A 21,800-nucleotide genomic window follows, 5' to 3' on the forward strand; every position below is an offset into this window, starting at 1 on the left:
CAAATTGCAACAACCAATTATCAATATTATTCCGACAAGGAATTCACCAATTATAATCAATCAAAACATCAAAGATTCATTCTTGATTATATTTATCTAGATAAAACATTGTTATTTACATCTTTTTACACAAATAACGATATATAATCGTAGCTAATATATACTCTGCAACTGCAACACCGGCAAGAATACATACGATCAAAGTGCCTGCACGAAATAGTGCAGCAATAAACGAAGCAATAAAACACGCCACCATAGTAACTGCCCATGATATATATCCCGCACGATTACGAAGCTGTACCTTTCTTTCATCCTTTAAATTAATTTCCTGTTGGCGTACTTTTTTACGATATGCTTCTACATTTTCTGGTCTTGTATGGTGATAATATCTCACGAACTGCATAATGCTGCTAAAAATCAATGCGAATCCCATGGCAAAAATCATTGAGGAATAATAATCTACTTGAATAGTAACTCCAATAATTACTAAAGCTATACCAATAACAATATAAATTGCTAACATGATTTTATCACTTTTCTTCATGTTTCTCCTCCTCATAAATAAATATTTCTTCAATATTCATACCAAAATACCTGGCAAGTTTAAAGGCTAACAAAATGGACGGATTGTATCTTCCATTCTCCAAGGAGCCAATAGTCTGTCTTGAAACTTCCATGGCAGACGCTAATTCTTCTTGCTTAATTCCTCTTTCCTTTCTTAATTCTTCTAATCTGTTTTTCATTGATTCTTTTCTCATCCCCTTTCCATTCACGGAAAGTTAACTTTCCATATCTTAATTATACATGATTACCCCGAAATGTCAAGTCAACTTTCCATAAAGGAAATAAAAAGAACTCCTCATCTGCTAATGATAAAGACAATGATACTCTTTCTTTTTCACTTCTTACCCATATATAATCTCTGTAAGCACCATTTCCTCTGCTGCAGTCCTTATTCCATTCATCTTCCGTATCCAAAGCTTCGGCTGTTCTGCCTTCAACGGTTCCGTAACTCCCTGCTTTTCTGCCATTTGCATTACCAGTATCTCCATCCGCTCATGTGCTTCCCGATCTACCCTGTTCAGATGTTTATTAAGCTTCCCTTGCAACATCAACATCTGATAGTACGGTTTTCTATGCTCCATCAGATAAGTTTTCCGAAGCATTCCATACTTTCCGTAACATGCTTCTTCATCCTCCATCAACTCCAGATCCGGCAGATAATAATCCCCATACAGTGTATAGCCCAGACCATTCTTATCATCATAAATATGTTTTTCCATAGCGTTAATCCTCCTTATCTTGTGTCCCGATCATGCGACCGCTTATTTACTTTTCTTCTGTTTTTCTCAGCTATCTCTCTGCTTTTTTCGTTCTGAATGAGATATTCGGAACGTTCCTCTCCAACTGCCCTCTTGAGCCTCCGAAAATCTTCCTTTTCTTCCCGAAGAACTGCATTTTCACTTATCAATTCCTGTTTCTGCTCCGCTAATGTGTGATTGGAATTTTTCAGTCTATCATACTTATAAACGACCTGATCCAACTGCTCTTTTACTTGAATATATTTCAGGTACAAACCATATAGCAGCTCTTTAAGTTCACTGATTACCGGAAATGCTTTTTTATCCCGGTAACTCTTGACACTTTCCAGCATCCCAGCTTCTGGAAGTACCTCATCAACTGGTTTTGAGAATTCACCGGCATATCTTTGGATATCTTTTGCAATAGTTTTAGCCTTGTTCAGACCTTTCTCATATTTATCAGCAGTTGCTTTCGCCTGTTCTGCTTCCTTTTCTGCCTGGGCACGCTCTGCTTTCTTTTTCTGCAGCTCATCCCCAGTCTGCTGTAATTCCTCATGGAGATTATCTGCCAGTTCATGGTAAGCAGCCGTTTCCTTCTGCAACTGTGCTTTCTTCTCTTCCAGAACTGCCACTTCCTGTGCACGCTGTTCCTTTTTGAAATTTAAGACATCCAGATGCTCCCGGTGTGTACCTTTTTGCTCCCAGATCATCCCATATCTTTCTGCGATCTTCGCCAGCTCTTGCTTCTCCGATTCCATCCACTGATTATATTCAGTATTTTCCCTACCCTTTCCGACAAAGCCTCTGGATGCCAGCGCCTGCTTCATGGATACTCTGGTATCCGGTCCACGTTTACTTCCAGTTACATACGGCACAAAATCAATATGAAGATGTGGTGTTGCCTCATCCATATGCAGATATATACCAAATACCCGGAACTGTGGATTTCGTTTCTGAAAATCTTTTGCAAAATCCAGTAATGCCAGTCTGGCAATCTGTCCTTCACGGCTTAAACATCCGGTATCGTCTTTATTCCCAATTTGGAAGACTGCTTCGTGGAAAACTTTCTCCTGTTTCCCAGTTCGGATGTGCTCATAATAATCTTCAATCTTCCGGTCTTTTCGTTTCTGTTTTGCGTTGTACCGTCCAATTGCTTCATCAAACAATTCGTGGTAAACGTCCTTCACATTCTCTGACTGCAATACCACGTTTCGGATTGTACGGGCAGCATCTACGTTTTCTGCAATAAACTTTCTCTCATTGTGGGCGATAGAACCTTTTACAATCATACCGCTGATCGTCCTTTTCATTTCCACTATTTTCACCTCCCTCGCTGATAAAAATGCCGGATACAGCAAAAAGAAATCTGCGCCGGATACGGCGGTTTTGTTACTTTTGTCAAAAGTAACGCAAAAGCACTTTCGACAGCCGTACCGTCCATCAAAAGTACCCTTGCGCCCTGCCGGGAGCTTTTCCTCCCTTCGGTCGGTATGGGTGTGCCCGGTTATATCCTTACCCGGATATGTTCCAAATCACCACGGTAAGGTGTCCCCACCAGATACCAGTTCCGGGCAGCATCCATTTCCATCCGGGTCTCTACCCATTTGCCATCCATCAAAATCTGCAGGCATTCCCCACAGTGCAATCCGGTATCAATCCATAAGTCCGATAACAAGATACCGTATCTTCCGTTGTTGCTGTTGTAACCAAGTCTACCTTCTCTCATTTCCAGTCTTATTTCCAGTCTCCTTCCCAATCGGATTAAACTCAAAATCACTCGCGAAGGATGCCCTGAAACAGTAATGTCATTAACTTAAGAAAATTTATAAAATAAAACAGAAAAAGGTCTTGACAAATGTCAGAAAAAATGTGGCGAAGCCTCCTTGAATGAATACATTTTAGGAGGAATTGCTAATGAACTTTTACGCTGATTATGTCCGCAACAAACTCAACGCTGCCATTTCCAGCATGTCCAGTCAGATAGAAGATTACGTCAAAAATCCTGGGCATGATTTTACCAGAAATCGAAAGATGAACTTTACCTCGACAATAAACTTTCTACTTACTATGGAAGGTGGTTCACTTAACTCAGAATTACACAAATATTTTAATTATGATCTGAATCAAATAACCCGTTCTGGTTTCATAAAACAAAGGAACAAATTGAAACCAGATACCATGGAATATTTATTTCATAAATTTCATGAGCAGATATTATGTAACAAAAAATACCAAGGCTATCAGTTACTTGCCTGTGATGGTTCTGACTTAAATATATTTCGTGATCCACTAAATCCACACACGTATTTTGCTGGTAAAGAAGGAACTTTTGGTTTTAATCAACTGCATCTTAATGCCTTGTATGACCTCCAAAGCAGGCGATATGTCGATGCTCTGATTCAGGAGCCTTATGAAGAAAATGAATCTTCTGCCATGATTGAAATGATTAAAAAGCTGACCGCAAATCAGAAGACTATCATTATGGCAGATCGTGGATACGAAACTTATAACATTTTTGCAAATATTCAGGAACGTGGTCTCTTTTATCTAATCCGGATTAAAGATACCTCGAAAAAAGGCAGCATTTCTGGAAGCCTTTCCTTGCCGGTATCCTGTGAATTTGACGAAGAAATCGAACTGATTATGACCCGTAAACAAAAGTTTTATAAAACGAAAGGTTATAAATATCTCTCAAATTCATCGCCATTTGACTTTCTTGATTCTGAGAATTTGTTTTATACACTTCATCTCAGACTCACACAGTTTCAGCTGGAAAATGGAGTTTATGAATGTATAGCCAGCAACCTGGATAGAGACGAATTTCCACTTGAAAAGATCAAAGAACTTTATCATATGCGGTGGGGAATCGAAACTTCTTTCCGTGAGCTGAAATATACGATTGGCCTGACAAATCTTCACTCTAAAAATGCGGAATATATCTGTCAGGAAATTTACGCAAAATTGATCCTGTATAATTTTTGTGAAATTATTTCAGCAAATGTCATACTGGAAGAAAGAAACCGTAAGTACACATACCAATTAAACTACACAATGGCAATTCAAATATGCAGGCATTATCTACGCCAGACATTTGTAACGATAGATGTTGAAGGTCTGATTAAGAAAGAACTATCGCCCCAAAGACCACACCGACAATATCAGCGTCGAGTAATAAAGAAACGATGGGTTAGTTTCGCATACCGTATAGGATAAAAAATTATTCAAATGAATATAGCTGGCAAAAAGCAGACTTTTAGTTTGTTTATTTGTTATGCGTAAATCTTGTGATTTTTCAAGAAAGCTAATCTGAACACTTATTACAATAATCGAAATTTTCTTAAGTTAATGCCATTACCTGAAACAGGGCTCCCTTTCCGCAATGCCAAAAACTTCCATCCTTACATCTGCTGCTTTTCCTTGTCCGCCAACGATACAGGAGCGTGTCACGCCCCTGTCCTATCGTAGTCAGAAAAGAACTACCAACGGAAATCCTCCGGTATTCCACGCCTGTCCAGATATTCCTGCCGGGCTTTTTCCCGTTCCTCCTCTGTCGGGGCAGTTTTGGATCTCGTATATAATTCCCGATCCACCATAGCATTCATTTTCTGCTCCAAACCTTTTTTTATTTTCTCAGCGCAGCTATCATCATCCAACAGATGGTAGCGAAGCAGTTTCATAAATAATTCCTGTGGAATCTGTACATTCTTCATTACTTGCTCCTTTCAAGGTGGCAAGATGCCCTGTTCTTAAGAAATAGTCATCTTGCCATCTTCCTTTTATTCTGACAACATCCAGAACCATTGATTGCCACGTTTTACAGAATCAATCTCCAGTTCCAGTTTTGCATTTCGCAGTGTTTTCTTCTTAATCCCACGCTTTTCAGCTTCTTCTTCAATCTTTCTCTGAGCCATACCACCGTTAGCCAGTATCTCCAGCAAGAACTCTTTCGCTTTCCGGCTTTTTTTCCCTCTGCTGTCACCACTGAGCAGATCATCTGCGCTGATGTCATATTCCCCGATCCATTCAAAACCCGTCTCCTTATCCAGACGGAATGCTATGGACTTTCCTTCCGGTGCAAGGGAGCTTTTCACGTGACATACCACACGGATTTCCGGTTCATCCTTAATTCGCCCCACGATTAGCACGCTTCTGGCTGCCGCCTGAAAATCTATAGAACCTAAACCACGGTAGGAAGACTTTCCGTTGCTGTTTTTGTTCATGTGCCCAATCAGAATGATTGCACAGTGATATTTCTCTGCAAGCACCGCCACACGTTTCATTAACGGGCGGATTTCATTTGCTCGGTGCATATCTACCTCTGCACCAAGAAACCCCTGTATCGGGTCTAAAACCACCAGACGGGCTTTTGTCTGCATAATAGCTTCCTCCAGTCGGATATCCAGCATAGTAAGTGGCTGCTCCCGGTCATCAATGACCATCACTCTGGAACATTCTGCACCAGCTGCCAGAAGCCTCGGCTTAATCGTATCTCCCAATCCATCCTCTGCAGTCTGGTAAATAACATTCACAGGCTCCATCGGACTTTCCGATAATTTTAAATCAGAATCAACAACCATTTCTGCTCCACTATTTTCCTCGGTTTCCTGTTCCTGCTCCGGCAGAATCTTTTCTCCTCTGGTCAATTTTGCAATGATCTGAAGCACCATCGTGGTCTTGCCTTCACCGGGATCTCCTTGAATAATCGTTACTTTTCCAAAAGGGATAAACGGATAAAACAGCCATTCAATCTGTTCCACCTCTACCGTTTCCATATTTATCAACTTTAGATCCGGCTCCATCCTTTTTGTTTCTGTTTTCTGTGTCACTAATCTGTTTGTTTCCATCCGTTCCTCCTTATTTTCCCGTTGAAAGGAACAGGAGATTTTGATAGAATACCCATAGAAAGTTTTGGTTTGAGTATTCTACCAAATCCCTGCCTTTAGGTGTTTGCCGACACTTAAAGGCTTTTTACTGTCCATCTTTCATTCCCTTCATCGTTACCGTAATTTGTTTAATCACATCCAATAAATCTTTTGGTACTTCCTCACCTCCTTTGATGCGCTGAAACTCCTCCAGAACTTTTGCCAGTTCCATTTTCAGTGCTTTATACACTCTTGGATTCCCTACTACGACAATTTCTTTTTCCTGCAGGCGCCGGACAATATATTCCTGCTTCGTAAGTCCGGATAATCTGACCAGCGTTTCAATCAATTCATCCTCTTCCGGTGATACCCGGAAAGCTACAGTCTTGTTCCTCCAACGTCCCTGACTGTCCCTGTTTTTTGCTGACATCTGTTTTCCTCCTCTACTTCGTAAATTCTTCAGTCTCAAACATTACATCCATCCGTTCCTGATCCAATCGGTCTACCATCTCTGTCTGCACGGATGGGAATAAATGTGCATACCGGTAAGTGATCTTTTCCGCAGAATGCCCTACACGTTTCCCGATTGCAAGAGCTGTAAATCCCATATTAATCAGCAGGGAAACATGGCTGTGACGGAGATCATGTACCCGGATTCTTTTTACCCCACTTTCCTTACAGCCACGATCCATCTCGTGGGAAAGATAATATTTCGTAACCGGGAAAATTCGGTCATCCGGTTGCAGGCTGTAATACTGTTTGAAAAAGTCCTGCATCTCGTCACATAAAAACTGGGGCATCTTTACAATCCGGTTGCTGTTCTTGGTCTTTGGGGTAGAGATCACATCCTCCCCCTCCAGGCGTTGATAAGACTTATTAATCCGCAGGGCTCTCTTCTCAAAATTGAAGTCCGAAGGAGAAAGGGCGAGAAGTTCGCCTTCACGGACTCCGCACCAGTAGAGCAGTTCAAATGCATAATAGGAAAGCGGTTTGTCCATCATTGCCTCGGAAAATTCTAGATACTCTTCTTTCGTCCAGAATTCCATTTCCTTACTTTCCTCTGCGCCCATTGTTCCTGCTTTATGCGCCGGATTAGCTGCCAGATCATAGAATTTCATTGCATGGTTGAAAATAGCGCTCAGCTGACCGTGAATAGTCTTCAAATACGTTGGTGAAATCGGTTTTCCTGCCTTATTTTTCAGTTTCCGAATGGTGTTCTGCCAATCAATCACATCTTTTGCAGTAATCTCTGACACTTTTCTCTGTCCTAAATAAGGAATAATCTTACTCCGAATGATCGTTTCTTTTGTCAGCCAGGTACTTCTCTTCATACCTGGCTTTACATCCTCCTCATATAATTTGCAGAAGTTTTCCATCGTCATATTGACACTTGCTCTTTTCTGGAGTTGGAACTGATTCTCCCATTCCATTGCCTCCCGCTTCGTTTTAAATCCACGCTTGCATTTCTGCTTGCGCTCTCCTGTCCAGTCCTGATACCTTGTCATAACGTACCATGTGTTATTGCTTTCATTCTTGTAAACTGCCATTCTTAGCCCCTCCCATCATATGATTTTGTTCCATAGAACTGCTGGTAAAAATACTTGCGGTCAACTCGACCGGGGATGGTCTGGCATCCCATCGCTTCCAGCTCCCTGTTCAGCCTTTTAATCAGCTTGTACGCATAGGATTCGGAAACTTCCAATGCCTCCATCACTTCATCCACTCTCATAAACATTTTTTCCATTGATAAATCCTCCTTTGTTTTTACTATACATTTCTGTATTGGTTATATGTTACTATACTTTTTTGTATTGGTCAAGCATCCGTAAATAAAAATTCTATACTTTTTTGTATCAGTTCTCCTTGTCGGCACTATACTTTTATGCTATACTTTTTCTATCAACAACAGATAGGAGCGATAGTTATGGCGATTGGTGAAAGAATCCATCATTTCAGACTTCTGCATGGGTTCACGCAGAAGTATCTTGGACAGCAGCTTGGCTTCAGCGATATGCAGGCAGATGTCCGTATTGCACAGTACGAAAAAGGGGCACGCAGCCCGAAAGAAAAATATCTCAATGCACTGGCTGATATTTTCGAGGTATCTCCCCATGCACTGGCTGTCCCGGATATTGACAGCTATGTAGGACTCATGCACACGCTGTTTGCACTAGAAGACCTCTACGGTCTGCATATCGGCGAGATTGATGGGGAACTCTGCCTGCGGCTTGATAAAACCAAGGGTACCACCTACCTTTCTATGTTTGATATGTTCCACGAATGGCAGGAACAATCTGCAAAACTGGAATCCGGGGAGATCACGAAAGAAGAATACGACCAATGGCGGTATAACTATCCCAACGTGAAAAAATAAAAAACCAGCAAAAAAAGGTCTCACCAAACTGATTTCACTCAATTCGGTAAGACCTTTTTATGTTGGTCAAAATAATATTTACCTGATAACCTTCGGCTCACGCAAGAATAAATGCATGGTTGCCAGTGTTATCATTTTGTTATCAAATAGAACCTTGATACCCCTCAAACGCCCTGTTTATGCGGGTTCGCAGATTTTTTTCATTATTCAAACTCCTCGGCGGATAATTTGCACTGGCTGCTTTTCTATGATTTTTATTGATTTTATTATTCTCATTTCTCAAAATTTCTTCTTGTATTTGTGTCAATCCAAATTTTTAGAGCCAAAAAAGAGCCAAAATATCATCAAAATTATTAAGTTTCTTCCTTTTTTTGAGCATACGCTTCCCAAAACTCACAGTCTTGTTGCAATCTATCTATTTTTTCTTTTAGCTGTTCGAGTTCTATATCACGATCTTTGCAGCATGTTGATGGAGGAATTACCTTCTTTAACCCACCATGATTTTTATCAGGATACAAATTATGCTGTGGATCAAACCAGATTACATAGAAGATATTATCGGAAAAAATCCCATGAATTCCTCCTTTACTTATGGATATTCTTATCTGCCACATATCTTCTAACAAGATATTAGGCGGAAGCTTGCATGGGGGCTTCGCATCTTCATGTCGATGAATCCGAAATGGAGATGTTTTTCCAGAATATTTCCCAGCATATATATCCTTTAGCTCTATTCCTGATACCTTTTGCATTGTATCAAATAAATCCGCAGCCCAATTTTGACATGTACCATCCAAATTAAAATATTCATTTTTTTCAACAGCTTCGAACGAAAACAAGACTTTTTCTTGCTTATTCTCTATTGCGATATTGTTTGGCGTAATTCTCGTCTCTTTTTTTGCTTTTGCCTGCGGTATTTTCTTCATTTATACCATCATCTTTCTGTAAAACGCTTTCATGCTTTCTTCAGATATCTCATTACTGCAATTTTCCCATGGTTTACAATCTCCCCTTGCCTCTATCCATGGAGTCTCTTGATGATTAATCCTTTCAAGATCATCTCCTGTTAAATGACCATAAGAAGCATATATTTCCTTTGCAAATGAAAGAAATTCCTCAGGAATTTCTTGAATATTAGTAAATTTAGGAATATCGCTATATCCATATTGTTTGTATTTTTGATATAACGCAGGTTGAACTGCTCCATGGACCCATGCTTGAAACTGCTCCGAAATCAAATTACAATCATAAAGTGCTAAATACCATGCTTTTGCATAATAACAAAGTTTTTGTAATTTTTTATTTGTCATTTTAGAAATTGACAAAAATGCTTTTGCCAATGCAAAAATATCCCCAGACTTGTTCATAGTAGTAAAGTCGTATTCCATTACATTGTTTTTCTTTTCTGTCTCTACTTGAATGTTATTATTATTTGCAGTAAACGAAAAAGAAATTTTAGGTTTCATTATTCATTTTTCCCCTTTACATAAATGCTTTTTTCTTTTAACAAATCGCCATCTACAGTTATTTTTATAGTATATTCACCAGAAACTTTTAAATTAACATTATTCCAATCCATAGCGATATTTATACCTTTATATTTTTGCGGCAAATTACTTTCTTCATTCATCGCTGGAAGTGGACTTTCTACATGTACTACATTTTCATCTGCAGGGCTTACAAAATCTACCATCAATTGATGCCCCGAAGAAGAATCAATATCCAACAAAGTAATGATAACAGAAAATGTAAACAGTCCTGGTATATATTCAGGAGTTAATGCAGTTAATATTGTCGTAGCACAGGCTCCTTGGCCTTCAATATTCGTTGCTCTAAGACAAAAAATCACATCCGATACATTTGCCATAATTTTTCCTCCATTCCTAAATATGAACTCTGCTTTAACATGGCATAGTAACAATGTTACTATAACCTTTAGTTCCGTTTTAAAACAAATTTAGTAAGTTTATATGGTAAAATATTATAATTAAAAACGTATGACGTCGCAAGTTATTAGGCCATTCTGACACATAACTTTCAATTAAATTTTTATGAAAATCTTCAACTATATATTTGTCTTTTACACTAAAAACTAACGTTTCTTATTACCCGTAATATTCATACCTTGAGAAATTTGTTTTTTAACCTCTGGCATCTTCATTGCCTCTGAAATGAGTGTATTCATCATATCACTGCCCAATTGATTTTCAAATTGTTTTTGTTGTAATTCCAGTTGATGTTTATGCTCCAACTCTAATTTATCAATTTCCAGTTTATGCTTTTCTTTTTCATTTTCCAAATCTAACTCATAAGTTTTTTCGAGTTTCCTAATATCTTCTTTACTCTGTCTTCTCGCAACTGCATAGCTTGTAAATCCAGAAATCAAAGCACAAACTACTGAAACTATGTACGGTAAATAATTTTCCATGCAAAATCACCTCGTATCACAAATATTTTTTAGAAACATAGGAACAGATATTACCTGCCCCTATGCTTCTCTTTCCTTTTCTGCTGTTTCAGTTCAAACTGCCGCTGTTTCTCTGCCTCTCGTTGTTCCCGGCTCACAGTCTTGCGCTCAGTTTTCAACTGCTCCTGTTGCAATTTCAAAGCCTGCTGCGATTTTGTACCTATTCCAGTATTCTGTACCTGTTTTCGAACTTCTCGCTGTATCCGTTTTGGATTACGCCCAGTCTCCTTTACATCAGTTGCCACAGCCGGACTAAATCTTAGCTGATAGTATTTTTTCAAGACAAAATCATATACCTCATAGTCTTTTGGTTCCGCCCCAAACGTAATCTTGCATACAGAGAGTTTTCCATCCGATATACATTCAAAAACACCTACCCAAAATGAGTCTTCAAAAAATACTGTCAATCTGCCTGATACTTTGTCCATGACAATTCCTCCTTAAATGATTGTGATGAACAAAGAACGGACGACCCTAAGGAGGGAGGGTTACTTACACCAGATGGTGCGGCCGGGCTACCTACCGACTCTATAAGAGATTATCTCTTACATTGCGTTTTTATCTTTGCCCTTTGATTTTACCACATAATCAACTTATTATCCACAAGAATCAAACCACGAAAGTACTCTAAATGTTTCTTCATCTCTCCCCTCTGTCTATCTTCCTTTTCTGCCTCTGCTTTTGCATTCTCTGTACTTCTTCCAGGCTTTTCTCCTTTTGAACAATCGATTTAACGGTATCTCGTCCTAACACCCGTTCTACCCGGTTAAAATCTCCCAGTCTTTCCTTCAGTGCCCTATTCTCATTCCAAAGTTCCTCTACACGATCTGTAAGAGAATTAACCTTACTCCATGCCCTCTCGTATGACCTCTGCATATCACTAAATCTTCTGGCAAGATCGAGGTAAGCCCGGTATATCGACCGCAGTACTGTCACAATCTTCTTAATCAGCGGCTTTGCCTTTTTCTCTCTATAGGATTTCCCCGTTTCCAGCGTTCCCGCCTCCGGCAATACCTCTTCCGGATCAGCAGTATATTTCTCTGCAAACCGCTCCATCTCTTTTACCATAGGGGCGATCTCCGTCAGCTTTTTCTCATATTGTGCCGCCATTTTCTTTGCCTGTTCTGCCTGCTTATCGGCTTTTTCACGGCTCTCCTGTGCTGAAAAGATATCTTTCTCAACGTTCTCCAACTGATCAAGATATTTTGCATTGACTTCCTGCATGATAACATTGTGCTCTTCTAACTCAGCTTTTTGTTTCTCAAGCGCAGACACTTCTTTTGCCCGTTCTTGTTTTTCAAAATCCAATAGAGACAGATGCTTTTCATGTGTGCCTTTCTGCGCCCACTCAATCCCATGCTCCAGCATAATTGAGGCAAGCTGCTGCTTTTCAGCCACCACCCACTGATTTAATTCTGTCTCACGTCTTGTTCCACCTTTAAAACCAAGGGCTGACAATGCCTGTTTCAAAGATACTCTCGTATCCAGCCCACGTTTACTTCCAGTTGTATATGGCACAAAATCTATATGCAGATGGGGCGTTGCCTCGTCCATATGGAGATGAGCCGAGAACACCCTTAATGTAGGATTTTTTCTCTGGAAATCCTGCATATATTCACCCAGTATCTTTGCCGCCAGCCGTCCTTCTTCTGTTTCCGCTCCCATTGTATCCCTATCGCCAATCTGCAGAATGATCTCATGAAATGGCTTCTCCTGTTTCCCAGCGCGGATTTTTTCATAATAGTCATCAATCCGGCGGTCGTTCCTCGTCTGTTTTTCATTATAACGGGCTAAAGCTTCATCAAATAATTCATGATAAACGTCTTTGATATTTTCATTGCAGTATTCCACATTCAGATAACTTCTCTCTGGATCTGTATTCTTCGCATGGAATTTTCTGCTGTTATGGTTGACAGAACCTTTCCCTGTCATAAAACTGATCGTTCTCTTCAATAACTCTCCTCTCTCCCTGTTCGGGTGTAATCAGCGCCGGATACGGCGCATAGGCTTTGTTACTTTCGCCGAAAGTAACGCAAAAGCACTTTTGACAGCCGTTCCGTCCATCAAAGGCTGCCTTTGCGCCCTCCGGGGGGGCAAGACGTCCGGGGGACGTCTGTTCTGCACCGACCGAAGCGGAGCGTAGACCTTTTCCGTCCTATGGACGGAGCGGCTGTTCCTGCCGCCCTGCTCCCGCTGCTATCGCTTTTCGTATTGCGGATACCACATTTGCCACTGTGCTTTCCTCCCATCCTGAAAGCCATACCAACGTCCGCATTTCTCCTTTTGTCAGTTCAATCTCTCCAAAAATTTCATTGAGCATAGCAATCTGTCTCGTCTCCATCTCATAAAATTTTTCATTGACATTCCGTGCTCCACGTTCCGGCTGGATAATCATAAAATCCCTCCTTCCGCCTTGTCCGCTATCACAGGAGCGTGCCACGCTCCTGTCTTATATCATCAAAGAAAACTTTACCAGCGGAAACTGTTCGGTATCCCCCGCCTGTCCAGATATTCCTGCCGAGCTTTCTCCCGTTCTTCCTCTGTTGGCGCAGTCTTAGACTTCCCATATAACTCACGTAACACCAGTGCATCCAGTTTTTTCTCCAATCCTATCTTTATCTCACCCTCATGGCTGTTGTCCTCCATCAGATGATAATGAATCAGTTGTACAAACAATTCCTGCGGTATCTGTACCTGTTTCATCCAAATCTCCTTTCAAGGTGGCAACATTACCCATTCCTAGAGAAATGGTAATCTTGCCATGTTGATTTATTGTTCCGGCAATACCCACGACCAGTGTCCGCCGGGTTTTATCGACTGGATGCCTAGAGCCTTCTTCGCATTCCAGAGTGTTTTCCCTTTAATGCCACGCCTTGCCGCCTCTTTAAGGATTACATTTTGTTCAACTGCCCCTTCCGCCAATATCTCCAGCAGGAACTCTTTCGCCTCTTTTATTTTCTGTCCACGGTTATTGCCGTTCAGCAGATCGTCCGCACTGATGTCATATTCCCCGCTCCACTCAAATCCGTTTTCTTTGTCCAAACGGAAGGCGATTGATTTTCCCTCTGGTGCAAGGGAGCTTTTTACATGGCAAACTACTCTTGTTTCCGGCTCGTTCTTCACACGCCCTACGATCAGAACGCTCCTTGCCGCAGCCTGAAAGTCAATGGAGCCAAGCCCCCTGTATGAAGATTTTCCGGTGCTGTTCTTGTTCATATGACCGATCAGGACAATCGCACAGTGATATTTTTCCGCCAGCACAGATACCCGTTTCATCAGTGGACGGATTTCATTTGCCCGGTGCATGTCTACTTCCGCTCCAAGAAAACTCTGAATCGGATCTAAGACTACAAGACGGGCGTCTGTCTGCTGGATTGCCTGTTCCAGACGTTCATCTAACATTGTCAACGGCTGTTCACTATCATCAATGACAAGCACTTTGGAACAGTCTGCCCCTGCCGCCAGAAGACGGGGCTTTATAGTATCTCCCAGCCCGTCTTCTGCAGTCTGGTAGATCACATTGACTGGCTCGTCTGCCTTTTCTGCGGGTTCTTCCTCTCCGTCTTTTATCGACAGCACAGGCTCGCCTTTTGTCAGCTTTGCTATGATCTGTAACACCATTGTTGTTTTCCCCTCTCCAGGATCTCCCTGTATGATTGTGACTTTCCCATACGGGATGAATGGATAGAGCAGCCATTCCACCTGCTCTACCGCTACGTTTTCCATGTTAATCAATCGTAGTTCAGTTTTTGATTTTTTATTCTGCATTTCAACCTCCCACTGTAAAAAATGATTGTCACAAATGGGAACCTCTGTTATACTCGTATTGTGATAGTTGATAACAGAAATTTCCCAGTTATCACAGCCCTAACAGTTGCCGCTGTCGGGGCTTTTTTCTTTGTCCTGCCACAGGTAACTTGCGCCATCCAGCAGCCAGATAATCGCCTTCAGCATATCCAAGCAGTCATTTTTCATGTCCTGCAATCCTTCTTCTGACAGTGTTATTTCTGCCTGTTCAAACTGATCTGTCACTTCACGAATATTTGTCTGCATAATCTTTAATTCCTCTACCAACCGATAGATCAGCTCTTTCTTTCCAACTACGCATACCCGGTTATAAATACAGGAACGTACAAAATAATCTCTTTTTGACATTCCACTTGCTAAAATCTTTGCTTCAATTTCTTCTCTTTCTCTGGTTGAAATCCGAAAGCTGATTGTCGGATACTTATGAACTCCGCTCATTCCTCGTCCTCCTTGTTATTTTCAATTTCCAGTCTGTCCGCAAGTTCTCCCTGTTTGTTGGGATATAAATGCGAATAGGTGTTTAGCGTGGTTTCAATTTTCTCATGCCCCAGCCGATCCGCAATCGCCAATGGAGTAAAGCCCATTTCCACAAGTAGAGAAGCATGTGAGTGGCGTAAATCATGCAGCCTTATCCGCTTTACACCGGAAGCCTTAATCCCTCTGATAATTTCATGTTCCATATAAGACTTTGTAAATCGGAACATTCTCTCATCCGCCATAATCCCGTATAGATGAGACATATAATCCCGTAATTCTTCTGCAAGAAATGGCGGTATCGTCACGATACGTTTGCTTTTTGGAGTCTTGGGTGGTGTGATAATATCCCTGCCGTCCAGACGCTGATATGATTTATTGATTGAAATTGTGCGTTTTTCCAAATCAATATCGTTATAGGTCAACGCAAGTAATTCTCCAATCCTCATGCCTGTCCAGTAAAGAAGTAGAAAAGCCATCCTTGCTTCCGGCTTATCTTCTACAGTTGCAAGAAATCGTTTAAACTCCTGCTTCGTCCAGAACTGTCTTTCTCCGGCGCAGCTTTTCCCTATGCTTCCAGCCTTTCTGCATGGATTATCCCGCAAATCGTAATATTTTACTGCATAGTTAAAAATAGCAGATAACTGATTGTTTACAGTTTTCAGATAGGTCTGCGAATATCCCTTTTTCATGAGAGCATTTTGCCATGCTCGTACATCCGAAGCCTTAATTTCATTCATCTTCTTATTTTTGAAATAAGGAATAATTTTCAGATCAATGATAAACTTCTTTGTCCTCATGGTATTTTCACGCAGCCGATGTTCCATATCTTCGTAATAAATCTGAACAAAGTTTTCAAAATTGATGTCCAGATTGCGCTGCTGTTGCTGAAGGAAATCTCGCTCCCATTGTTCTGCTTCCGCTTTTGTTCTAAAGCCTCTCTTGTTTTTCTTATGACTCACTCCCTGCCAGTCTTTGTAATAAAACTGACTGCGCCACATCTTACCGTCTCTTGTTGCCGGCATAAAAGACCTCCTCTCTACATTGTTACGGTCAAACCGTAAAACTTTTCTTCAAAATACTTTGTTGGAACTTTGCCGCAGATCGTCCGGTAACCTTTTTCTTTTAATTCTTCGTTTAATCCCCGTATAATCTTATAGGCATAACCTGTTGACACGCCAAGTATCTCCGCTGCTTCTTCCGCTGTTACATACATTTTTCTTGTTTTCTCCATTCAGTGTCCTCCTTATTTTTATTAGGCACATTTGTGCCTTGTTTCATCCTCATTATATAGGCTCTTTTGTGCCTTGTCAATATAGTTCCTAAATTTTTCTTCCCTATTTCGTTTGAATGTGATAGAATACAAATGTCCCTATTATTTATATTCACTCTGAAAGGAGTCACCTTATGACAGTAGGAGAAAAGATTAAAACATTCCGAAACATCCGAGGAATTTCACAGAATATGTTAGGACAACTGGCGGGCATAGACGGAACCACGATCCGTAAATATGAACTGGGCAGCCGTAATCCCAAGCCTGACCAGCTTTTAAAAATTGCAAACGCTTTAGGCGTAAGTATCAATGTTTTTACGGATTTTGATATAGAAACTGCTTCTGATGTGCTTACCTTACTTTTTAAAATGGACGATCAAATAGATATGGAGATTGACGGAGATAAAGATGAGGACGGAAATATCATTCCAGAGACAATCTATATCCGTTTTAAGCACCCGGCAATCAATGACCGACTGGCTAAATTTGCTAAAACAAAGAAATGGCAGGAAAATCTGCTTGCCTCCAAAGACGCATTTCCAAGTGAAGAAGCATTCCAGCAGGAAGTGGCACAGATGAACGAAACCTGTGAGCAAATCAAACAGCATTTAGTTGATACAAATATTGTCGTCAAAAAAGGCGTTTCTGGAATAGATGTAAAAGTATATCCTGAAAAATAATCGTCAAATTCTCTTGACTCTCACGTTGCGTGATATTGTATTCTTTTCTCAAGGAATAACAGATGTGGGCGCTCATTCCTGTTTTTCCCTGTAACGAGAGGAGCTGTTTTGATGAAAAGTATAAGTCAGGTTGCAAAGCTGACTGGCGTCAGCATACGTACACTTCAATACTATGATGAAATCGGACTGCTGAAACCAAGTGAACTCACTGCAGCCGGTTATCGAATGTATGACGATAACACATTGCAGATCTTACAACAAATCTTGTTTTTTAAGGAGCTGGGATTTCCACTAAAAGAAATAAAAGAGATTTTGGAGAAACCAGATTTTGACAGGATTGCTGCTTTTAAAAAGCAAAAAGAACTATTCCTGCTGAAACGGGATCGCCTTGACCGGCTTATACAGCTTCTCGAACGTCTTGAGAAAGGAGAACAATGTATGAGCTTTAAAGAATTTGATCTGTCGGATTACATCAACGCTTTGGAAGATTTCAAATCCAATCAGACCGAAACTGTCATTCAACACTGGGGAAGCATTGAAAATTTTGATATGTTCATCCAGAAAATCAGAGATGATGAAGAACATATGGCAAAACTCGCCATCCAGCAGTTTGGCAGTATTGAAAAATATACCGAAGAAATGAAGCATAATCTGGAGCATTTTTCTGAAATTATGGAGAACTGGTATTCACAGATACCGGAAGAAATGCGGACAGAAGACAAATTTCTTAAGCTGGCTTCTCACAAAGGGGAAGATGTAGCTTCGGAACCGGTTCAAAGCATTGTAGAGGAAATCATAGCCAACGCTCAGGCCACTGCCCCAAAACTTCTGATCGGAGGTGCAGAAAATTATTGCCGGATGATGATCGACACTTATTCTAATGATTATCTTAGCAAAGTATTTGACACAAAACATGGTGCAGGAAGCAGCGAATATATTGTGAAAGCCTTCCGCTATTATTCCGAAAATAACTGCACAGAAAACAATTAGAGCCATTTTAGAGCCAAAAGACATAAATTGACCCCGGAAATGCCCATTTTATCAGCATTTCCGGGGTTCTGTCTGTTACTCAAACTCGTCTCACAGGAGTTTAATTTCAATGCTTCTGATAGCGTTTACGCTACTTATTATCACTATATTCGCCAGATTCGCAGGCATCATTTTGACTGACATAAAAATTGTACTCAAAATGTACTCACATTAATTATCTATTGCAGCCATACTTTCCAACTGTTATAATCAGTGCATGGGTGCTACCATACAACGGTAGGCGGTTAGTCCTTCAGCAGAGGGACTGTGACCCTCTGATTACATAGAAACCCGAACGGGAATCCACTGGAAAGGAGGGCTAAGCCAATGAGTATTGTAGATTTTATAGCAGTAGTGGGCTTCGGCTTAACCTGCTTTAGTATCGGATACACATTCGGTAAGGATAATCATAAACCACAAAAATAGCCGCCCCAGTCTGGTAAACTAAGCGGCAATTTTTGTCTAACTTTATATCGGACTAACCGTCTATCGGTAGCACTCTTTTTCTATAATCATATTATCACGGTTCCATAGAAATGTCAAAATTTTTCTTTGCTTTGAGAATCATCTGCGGCTTCGATAATCTGTATTGCCTTTTTCGCTTCATCACCTTCCACCAATACATCCACACCATACATACCAAATCCCGGTGCACCATGCATAGCGACGCTTGCACTCGCTTCCTGTGAAAAAGCAGCAATTCCTTGTTCTTTTAAAAGTTCTATAATTCTTCCCGCTTCTACTATATCTTTAGCGTTGTAAATTTTTGTACTGCCTGTCTTTGTCGTTGGAATATCTCTTTGCTCCCCATTAACTGAAATCCGGCGTCTGTTCCGGTTAAAATATGATAATACTCTGAGAACAATAAATGCCACGATTGTAATTCCACCCAGAAAAAGTAAAGCGAAATATATCGTTTGCTTCTCGGTTGCCCCCATTCTTCTCAGGCAGATACCATAAAACACAGAGAAAATTCCTGCACAGATCACACTGGTAAGGAAATCTCTCCATAGTGCCTCTCTCGCAGACAAGCCTTTATCCCAAATGCCATTATGTACCATAATAAACGCATATACAATTCCGCCTACCAGAGCAATTAACGTTTCACCCAGCACCAGACGAAGATTTACTGCCAATAGAAGCTGTATGATAATAGCTCCAACACTGATCAGGAACATAGATGCAAAAGCAAGATTTCCGGCTTTTAAAGCTTTTTGCTTTACCCAATCTTCATAATCAGCTACTTTGTTTAATGTTTCTTTCATCTCTTTGTTCATGGTCGAACTCCTTTCTCCATCCAGGAGCTCTTTTATTTCAATGTCATAATAATCAGCAAGTTCAACCAATATACTTAGATCCGGCATATTCGATCCTGTCTCCCATCTGGAAACGGTTCTCGCCGATACGCCAAACTTTTCTGCAAGCTGTTCTTGTGTAAGATTTTTTTCCTTACGGCATTGTTTCAAAAAAGCTCCTATCTTTTTTGTGTCCATGTTTCTACCTCTCTTTCACCTACAGCTTACCAATTATTTCAAAAAATCCCACGACACAAACCGAGAATCACCTGATTTTCCACCAGACATTGCGTGTCTGGTACAGATTAATCCATTTCAAACAAAAAATTTTCGTAATCTTTTACGTAATATCTGATATTTTTCCGGCCTTTTTGAATAATGATATGTCCCTCTGCTTCCAGTCTTACTTTCTGTGTCTGGATACCTCCGGGATACTTTTCATTCAATTCACCATTTGCTTTCAGCGTTCTCCAGTAAGGAGTTTTATCTTTCAATCTCTGATGGCTTGCCCAGGCAGCAATAGATACAAAAATTCCGGCAGTTATAGGTTCTGTAAAATCTGCATCATTCTCTTTTGCAAAAAATTCTCTTATCTTTCCAACTGTAATCACTTTACCATATGGAATTTTTTTCATCACTTCATCATAAGCAATGGGCGGTGCAAAGTACATTTTGTTTCCACCATATTTTTCAATGCTCTTTACATCCGTGATTATCTGAAACTTTGGCATATCTTTATTATCCTGCAGCATTGCATTAAAATCCTTCTTATCTTCATTAGCCATATCCACCACCTCCTGATCTAAGAATATACATCTTTCCGATTTTATGCAATGAGACACTTTTGTAAATTTCTTATCATAACCAGAATTTATAACTCTTTCCTATGGTTTAAGTGAATGCCAATATGTCCTACCCCCAGTATTATTGTAGACACGAATAACATTGGGTTTCGTCCGTATATAGCAATCAAACAACACGCTATAACTGGAAGAGTAGCACCTGCAACAGGAATACCCATTATACTGCTATAAAAATCTTTCATCGTCTTTTCACTTTTAAAATATCGTATCCAATATAATTCATACATAATCATCAGCACAAATGCAGCAATTAACCAAATCATCCATGCTGTAATACCTTGAATATTAAAATCACTGAAAATCAGCAACAAACAAGTCACTAAAACTTCGCCGGCTCTCTCAAACAACAGCAAGATTTTGTTTTCATTATGTACATATTTTTCGTAATCCTTTGGCTGATTCTTCGTCCAATATAAGTTTGGAATCATCAACATGATAAGAAAAATCAATCCAATATATGAAAATCCCAAATGCATACATTCACCTCTTGATTCCCGATAATTTTCAGTTCTATAAACTGAATTACGATTTTTCATTTTGAAGAAAAATCTAAACAATCAATCGTTTTCTTAAATATCCGCTTTTCTTCATTCGTTCATATGTACCAAGTGTATCATTTTTATTTATAAACTCCAATGCTTCGTCATATTCCATTCCTAATATAAGTAAATTCATTCTTGCAGCATGCAAATAATTCTCGTACCATTCCCATTCTGGATTCCTAGACAATTCTCGAATTGTAGAGCGTGATACTATAGGATTTATTGCGTAATTATCTGGTTGACAAAAACTATTTACAATATTAATATTGTTCTCCATTACTTTTGTTTGTCCCACCATAGAACCACCCATACTATTCCATAGAGGAAAATGACCATACTTTCTTCGGAATGACTCAATTAATATGCCTTCTACTCTCTTTATATCATCTCGTCCTTGCTCACTTAACATATCCTCAATTGGAGAGTTCTGCTGCTTTGCAAATTTCTCATACACTTTTCTGTTTCTATGAACCAACGGTTGAGATAACGGCGATTGCACAAATATTGTGTAACCCAATCGTTCATTTCTTGAAAAATAATCTTCAATTTGTTTTTGTTTCGATCCCTCTTTAATTGGTAAAATCCCATTATGCTGTTTAAATCTTTCTGCTAGGTCGCCTGCTAATCCAATATAGAGAACTGCTTCCGCATAGTAATCCCAAAAACAATAAATTCCTGCCGAAGCCCAACCGTAGTTATCTGTCGGAGAACATAAATCATCGATAGCATCTGCCATTTCCAAGGTTTCTTCTTTTCTATACGCATCTATAATAACTGTTCCAAACATTACATATCTCCTTGCTAAACACCATCTGTCTTTTTCTCATTTTATC

At 40.1% G+C, this 21,800-nt stretch carries 30 protein-coding genes; 4 read left to right on the forward strand and 26 right to left on the reverse strand.

Annotated features, from left to right (window positions below; translation table 11 throughout):
• Positions 1-115: 115 nt before the first annotated feature.
• The 5 genes from LIQ05_RS06415 to LIQ05_RS06435 all read right to left on the reverse strand — a co-directional run bounded on the left by LIQ05_RS06415 (position 116) and on the right by LIQ05_RS06435 (position 3,027).
• Positions 116-544: a hypothetical protein gene (locus LIQ05_RS06415; protein ID WP_226819514.1), complete on the reverse strand. Its 429-nt coding sequence runs from the start codon at positions 542-544 to the stop codon at positions 116-118.
• On the reverse strand, positions 531-743 hold the full coding sequence (locus LIQ05_RS06420) for a helix-turn-helix transcriptional regulator (RefSeq protein WP_226819516.1): 213 nt from the start codon (positions 741-743) through the stop codon (positions 531-533). Before LIQ05_RS06420 ends, LIQ05_RS06415 begins: the two co-directional genes overlap by 14 nt.
• A gap of 162 nt (positions 744-905) precedes the next feature.
• Positions 906-1,283: a TnpV protein gene (locus LIQ05_RS06425; RefSeq protein ID WP_226819518.1), complete on the reverse strand. Its 378-nt coding sequence runs from the start codon at positions 1,281-1,283 to the stop codon at positions 906-908.
• Between the two features lie 14 nt (positions 1,284-1,297).
• On the reverse strand, positions 1,298-2,611 hold the full coding sequence (locus LIQ05_RS06430; protein WP_226819579.1) for a plasmid recombination protein: 1,314 nt from the start codon (positions 2,609-2,611) through the stop codon (positions 1,298-1,300).
• Between the two features lie 194 nt (positions 2,612-2,805).
• Positions 2,806-3,027, reverse strand: a complete 222-nt coding sequence (locus tag LIQ05_RS06435) for a DUF5348 domain-containing protein (protein ID WP_226819520.1) — start codon at positions 3,025-3,027, stop codon at positions 2,806-2,808.
• Between the two features lie 188 nt (positions 3,028-3,215).
• On the opposite strand from LIQ05_RS06435, the gene LIQ05_RS06440 reads away from it, so the two are divergent.
• On the forward strand, positions 3,216-4,514 hold the full coding sequence (locus tag LIQ05_RS06440) for an IS4 family transposase (RefSeq protein ID WP_226819523.1): 1,299 nt from the start codon (positions 3,216-3,218) through the stop codon (positions 4,512-4,514).
• Between the two features lie 263 nt (positions 4,515-4,777).
• Here LIQ05_RS06440 and LIQ05_RS06445 read toward each other — a convergent pair whose 3' ends face one another.
• The 5 genes from LIQ05_RS06445 to LIQ05_RS06465 all read right to left on the reverse strand — a co-directional run bounded on the left by LIQ05_RS06445 (position 4,778) and on the right by LIQ05_RS06465 (position 7,907).
• Positions 4,778-5,011, reverse strand: a complete 234-nt coding sequence (locus LIQ05_RS06445; RefSeq protein WP_226819525.1) for a complexin-2 — start codon at positions 5,009-5,011, stop codon at positions 4,778-4,780.
• A gap of 66 nt (positions 5,012-5,077) precedes the next feature.
• Positions 5,078-6,145, reverse strand: coding sequence for an AAA family ATPase (locus LIQ05_RS06450; RefSeq protein ID WP_226819527.1), 1,068 nt, complete (start codon positions 6,143-6,145; stop codon positions 5,078-5,080).
• A gap of 124 nt (positions 6,146-6,269) precedes the next feature.
• Positions 6,270-6,593, reverse strand: a complete 324-nt coding sequence (locus tag LIQ05_RS06455; protein WP_226819529.1) for a plasmid mobilization protein — start codon at positions 6,591-6,593, stop codon at positions 6,270-6,272.
• A 13-nt stretch (positions 6,594-6,606) separates the two neighbouring features.
• Positions 6,607-7,710: a site-specific integrase gene (locus tag LIQ05_RS06460; protein WP_226819531.1), complete on the reverse strand. Its 1,104-nt coding sequence runs from the start codon at positions 7,708-7,710 to the stop codon at positions 6,607-6,609.
• A gap of 2 nt (positions 7,711-7,712) precedes the next feature.
• Positions 7,713-7,907, reverse strand: coding sequence for a DNA-binding protein (locus LIQ05_RS06465; RefSeq protein WP_132094110.1), 195 nt, complete (start codon positions 7,905-7,907; stop codon positions 7,713-7,715).
• A gap of 180 nt (positions 7,908-8,087) precedes the next feature.
• Here LIQ05_RS06465 and LIQ05_RS06470 point away from each other — a divergent pair, with 180 nt between their 5' ends.
• Entirely contained in the window at positions 8,088-8,537 is a 450-nt protein-coding gene (locus tag LIQ05_RS06470; RefSeq protein ID WP_226819533.1) for a helix-turn-helix domain-containing protein, read from the forward strand.
• A gap of 353 nt (positions 8,538-8,890) precedes the next feature.
• On the opposite strand, the gene LIQ05_RS06475 is transcribed toward LIQ05_RS06470, so the two are convergent.
• The 12 genes from LIQ05_RS06475 to LIQ05_RS06530 form a co-directional block, all read right to left on the reverse strand.
• Positions 8,891-9,463 carry a hypothetical protein gene (locus LIQ05_RS06475; protein WP_226819535.1) on the reverse strand — a complete coding sequence of 191 codons (573 nt, stop codon included), beginning with the start codon at positions 9,461-9,463 and terminating at the stop codon, positions 8,891-8,893.
• The gene (locus LIQ05_RS06480; protein WP_226819537.1) at positions 9,464-10,003 is read right to left on the reverse strand and encodes a Panacea domain-containing protein; all 540 of its coding nucleotides are present in this window, start codon (positions 10,001-10,003) and stop codon (positions 9,464-9,466) included.
• Positions 10,003-10,404, reverse strand: a complete 402-nt coding sequence (locus LIQ05_RS06485; RefSeq protein ID WP_226819539.1) for a DUF6941 family protein — start codon at positions 10,402-10,404, stop codon at positions 10,003-10,005. The genes LIQ05_RS06480 and LIQ05_RS06485 overlap by 1 nt, the downstream gene beginning before the upstream one ends.
• A gap of 225 nt (positions 10,405-10,629) precedes the next feature.
• Positions 10,630-10,965 (reverse strand): hypothetical protein, encoded by a 336-nt coding sequence (locus tag LIQ05_RS06490; RefSeq protein ID WP_226819541.1) that lies wholly within the window; start codon positions 10,963-10,965, stop codon positions 10,630-10,632.
• A 50-nt stretch (positions 10,966-11,015) separates the two neighbouring features.
• Positions 11,016-11,432, reverse strand: a complete 417-nt coding sequence (locus LIQ05_RS06495; RefSeq protein ID WP_226819543.1) for a YjdF family protein — start codon at positions 11,430-11,432, stop codon at positions 11,016-11,018.
• A 211-nt stretch (positions 11,433-11,643) separates the two neighbouring features.
• The gene (locus LIQ05_RS06500; RefSeq protein WP_226819580.1) at positions 11,644-12,936 is read right to left on the reverse strand and encodes a plasmid recombination protein; all 1,293 of its coding nucleotides are present in this window, start codon (positions 12,934-12,936) and stop codon (positions 11,644-11,646) included.
• 223 nt (positions 12,937-13,159) lie between these two features.
• Positions 13,160-13,399, reverse strand: a complete 240-nt coding sequence (locus LIQ05_RS06505) for a hypothetical protein (protein ID WP_226819545.1) — start codon at positions 13,397-13,399, stop codon at positions 13,160-13,162.
• Between the two features lie 74 nt (positions 13,400-13,473).
• The gene (locus LIQ05_RS06510) at positions 13,474-13,707 is read right to left on the reverse strand and encodes a complexin-2 (RefSeq protein ID WP_226819547.1); all 234 of its coding nucleotides are present in this window, start codon (positions 13,705-13,707) and stop codon (positions 13,474-13,476) included.
• A 66-nt stretch (positions 13,708-13,773) separates the two neighbouring features.
• Positions 13,774-14,772: an AAA family ATPase gene (locus LIQ05_RS06515; RefSeq protein WP_226819549.1), complete on the reverse strand. Its 999-nt coding sequence runs from the start codon at positions 14,770-14,772 to the stop codon at positions 13,774-13,776.
• 99 nt (positions 14,773-14,871) lie between these two features.
• Positions 14,872-15,249, reverse strand: a complete 378-nt coding sequence (locus LIQ05_RS06520; RefSeq protein WP_226819550.1) for a plasmid mobilization protein — start codon at positions 15,247-15,249, stop codon at positions 14,872-14,874.
• Positions 15,246-16,310, reverse strand: coding sequence for a site-specific integrase (locus LIQ05_RS06525; RefSeq protein WP_226819551.1), 1,065 nt, complete (start codon positions 16,308-16,310; stop codon positions 15,246-15,248). Before LIQ05_RS06525 ends, LIQ05_RS06520 begins: the two co-directional genes overlap by 4 nt.
• Before the next feature lie 14 nt (positions 16,311-16,324).
• Entirely contained in the window at positions 16,325-16,519 is a 195-nt protein-coding gene (locus LIQ05_RS06530; RefSeq protein ID WP_087213505.1) for an ICEBs1 excisionase, read from the reverse strand.
• Positions 16,520-16,692: 173 nt separating this feature from the next.
• On the opposite strand from LIQ05_RS06530, the gene LIQ05_RS06535 reads away from it, so the two are divergent.
• Entirely contained in the window at positions 16,693-17,238 is a 546-nt protein-coding gene (locus LIQ05_RS06535) for a helix-turn-helix domain-containing protein (RefSeq protein ID WP_226819552.1), read from the forward strand.
• 111 nt (positions 17,239-17,349) lie between these two features.
• On the forward strand, positions 17,350-18,228 hold the full coding sequence (locus tag LIQ05_RS06540) for a MerR family transcriptional regulator (protein ID WP_226819553.1): 879 nt from the start codon (positions 17,350-17,352) through the stop codon (positions 18,226-18,228).
• A 578-nt stretch (positions 18,229-18,806) separates the two neighbouring features.
• On the opposite strand, the gene LIQ05_RS06545 is transcribed toward LIQ05_RS06540, so the two are convergent.
• From LIQ05_RS06545 to LIQ05_RS06560, 4 genes are all read right to left on the reverse strand, one after another.
• A complete protein-coding gene (locus LIQ05_RS06545; RefSeq protein WP_019163205.1) occupies positions 18,807-19,760 on the reverse strand; it encodes a helix-turn-helix domain-containing protein in 954 nt (317 codons plus the stop codon).
• A 107-nt stretch (positions 19,761-19,867) separates the two neighbouring features.
• Positions 19,868-20,347, reverse strand: a complete 480-nt coding sequence (locus tag LIQ05_RS06550) for an MGMT family protein (protein WP_226819554.1) — start codon at positions 20,345-20,347, stop codon at positions 19,868-19,870.
• A gap of 86 nt (positions 20,348-20,433) precedes the next feature.
• Entirely contained in the window at positions 20,434-20,901 is a 468-nt protein-coding gene (locus tag LIQ05_RS06555; protein WP_118314506.1) for a hypothetical protein, read from the reverse strand.
• A gap of 73 nt (positions 20,902-20,974) precedes the next feature.
• Complete coding sequence (locus LIQ05_RS06560; RefSeq protein WP_226819555.1) at positions 20,975-21,754, reverse strand: hypothetical protein; 780 nt, start codon at positions 21,752-21,754, stop codon at positions 20,975-20,977.
• Positions 21,755-21,800: the final 46 nt, after the last annotated feature.

It is taken from the genome of Blautia glucerasea, assembly GCF_020537505.1.
Lineage (GTDB): Bacteria > Bacillota > Clostridia > Lachnospirales > Lachnospiraceae > Blautia_A.

Coding starts and splice junctions, on each gene's coding strand:
- LIQ05_RS06515 (WP_226819549.1), bottom strand. CDS start 14,772: ATGCAGAATAAAAAATCAAAAACTGAACTACGATTGATTAACATGGAA.
- LIQ05_RS06495 (WP_226819543.1), bottom strand. CDS start 11,432: ATGGACAAAGTATCAGGCAGATTGACAGTATTTTTTGAAGACTCATTT.
- LIQ05_RS06435 (WP_226819520.1), bottom strand. CDS start 3,027: ATGAGAGAAGGTAGACTTGGTTACAACAGCAACAACGGAAGATACGGT.
- LIQ05_RS06555 (WP_118314506.1), bottom strand. CDS start 20,901: ATGCATTTGGGATTTTCATATATTGGATTGATTTTTCTTATCATGTTG.
- LIQ05_RS06500 (WP_226819580.1), bottom strand. CDS start 12,936: ATGACAGGGAAAGGTTCTGTCAACCATAACAGCAGAAAATTCCATGCG.
- LIQ05_RS06545 (WP_019163205.1), bottom strand. CDS start 19,760: ATGGACACAAAAAAGATAGGAGCTTTTTTGAAACAATGCCGTAAGGAA.
- LIQ05_RS06445 (WP_226819525.1), bottom strand. CDS start 5,011: ATGAAGAATGTACAGATTCCACAGGAATTATTTATGAAACTGCTTCGC.
- LIQ05_RS06520 (WP_226819550.1), bottom strand. CDS start 15,249: ATGAGCGGAGTTCATAAGTATCCGACAATCAGCTTTCGGATTTCAACC.
- LIQ05_RS06460 (WP_226819531.1), bottom strand. CDS start 7,710: ATGGCAGTTTACAAGAATGAAAGCAATAACACATGGTACGTTATGACA.
- LIQ05_RS06485 (WP_226819539.1), bottom strand. CDS start 10,404: ATGGCAAATGTATCGGATGTGATTTTTTGTCTTAGAGCAACGAATATT.
- LIQ05_RS06440 (WP_226819523.1), top strand. CDS start 3,216: ATGAACTTTTACGCTGATTATGTCCGCAACAAACTCAACGCTGCCATT.
- LIQ05_RS06430 (WP_226819579.1), bottom strand. CDS start 2,611: ATGAAAAGGACGATCAGCGGTATGATTGTAAAAGGTTCTATCGCCCAC.
- LIQ05_RS06535 (WP_226819552.1), top strand. CDS start 16,693: ATGACAGTAGGAGAAAAGATTAAAACATTCCGAAACATCCGAGGAATT.
- LIQ05_RS06505 (WP_226819545.1), bottom strand. CDS start 13,399: ATGATTATCCAGCCGGAACGTGGAGCACGGAATGTCAATGAAAAATTT.
- LIQ05_RS06415 (WP_226819514.1), bottom strand. CDS start 544: ATGAAGAAAAGTGATAAAATCATGTTAGCAATTTATATTGTTATTGGT.
- LIQ05_RS06455 (WP_226819529.1), bottom strand. CDS start 6,593: ATGTCAGCAAAAAACAGGGACAGTCAGGGACGTTGGAGGAACAAGACT.
- LIQ05_RS06480 (WP_226819537.1), bottom strand. CDS start 10,003: ATGAAACCTAAAATTTCTTTTTCGTTTACTGCAAATAATAATAACATT.
- LIQ05_RS06490 (WP_226819541.1), bottom strand. CDS start 10,965: ATGGAAAATTATTTACCGTACATAGTTTCAGTAGTTTGTGCTTTGATT.
- LIQ05_RS06450 (WP_226819527.1), bottom strand. CDS start 6,145: ATGGAAACAAACAGATTAGTGACACAGAAAACAGAAACAAAAAGGATG.
- LIQ05_RS06540 (WP_226819553.1), top strand. CDS start 17,350: ATGAAAAGTATAAGTCAGGTTGCAAAGCTGACTGGCGTCAGCATACGT.
- LIQ05_RS06510 (WP_226819547.1), bottom strand. CDS start 13,707: ATGAAACAGGTACAGATACCGCAGGAATTGTTTGTACAACTGATTCAT.
- LIQ05_RS06560 (WP_226819555.1), bottom strand. CDS start 21,754: ATGTTTGGAACAGTTATTATAGATGCGTATAGAAAAGAAGAAACCTTG.
- LIQ05_RS06470 (WP_226819533.1), top strand. CDS start 8,088: ATGGCGATTGGTGAAAGAATCCATCATTTCAGACTTCTGCATGGGTTC.
- LIQ05_RS06475 (WP_226819535.1), bottom strand. CDS start 9,463: ATGAAGAAAATACCGCAGGCAAAAGCAAAAAAAGAGACGAGAATTACG.
- LIQ05_RS06525 (WP_226819551.1), bottom strand. CDS start 16,310: ATGCCGGCAACAAGAGACGGTAAGATGTGGCGCAGTCAGTTTTATTAC.
- LIQ05_RS06530 (WP_087213505.1), bottom strand. CDS start 16,519: ATGGAGAAAACAAGAAAAATGTATGTAACAGCGGAAGAAGCAGCGGAG.
- LIQ05_RS06465 (WP_132094110.1), bottom strand. CDS start 7,907: ATGGAAAAAATGTTTATGAGAGTGGATGAAGTGATGGAGGCATTGGAA.
- LIQ05_RS06550 (WP_226819554.1), bottom strand. CDS start 20,347: ATGGCTAATGAAGATAAGAAGGATTTTAATGCAATGCTGCAGGATAAT.
- LIQ05_RS06420 (WP_226819516.1), bottom strand. CDS start 743: ATGAAAAACAGATTAGAAGAATTAAGAAAGGAAAGAGGAATTAAGCAA.
- LIQ05_RS06425 (WP_226819518.1), bottom strand. CDS start 1,283: ATGGAAAAACATATTTATGATGATAAGAATGGTCTGGGCTATACACTG.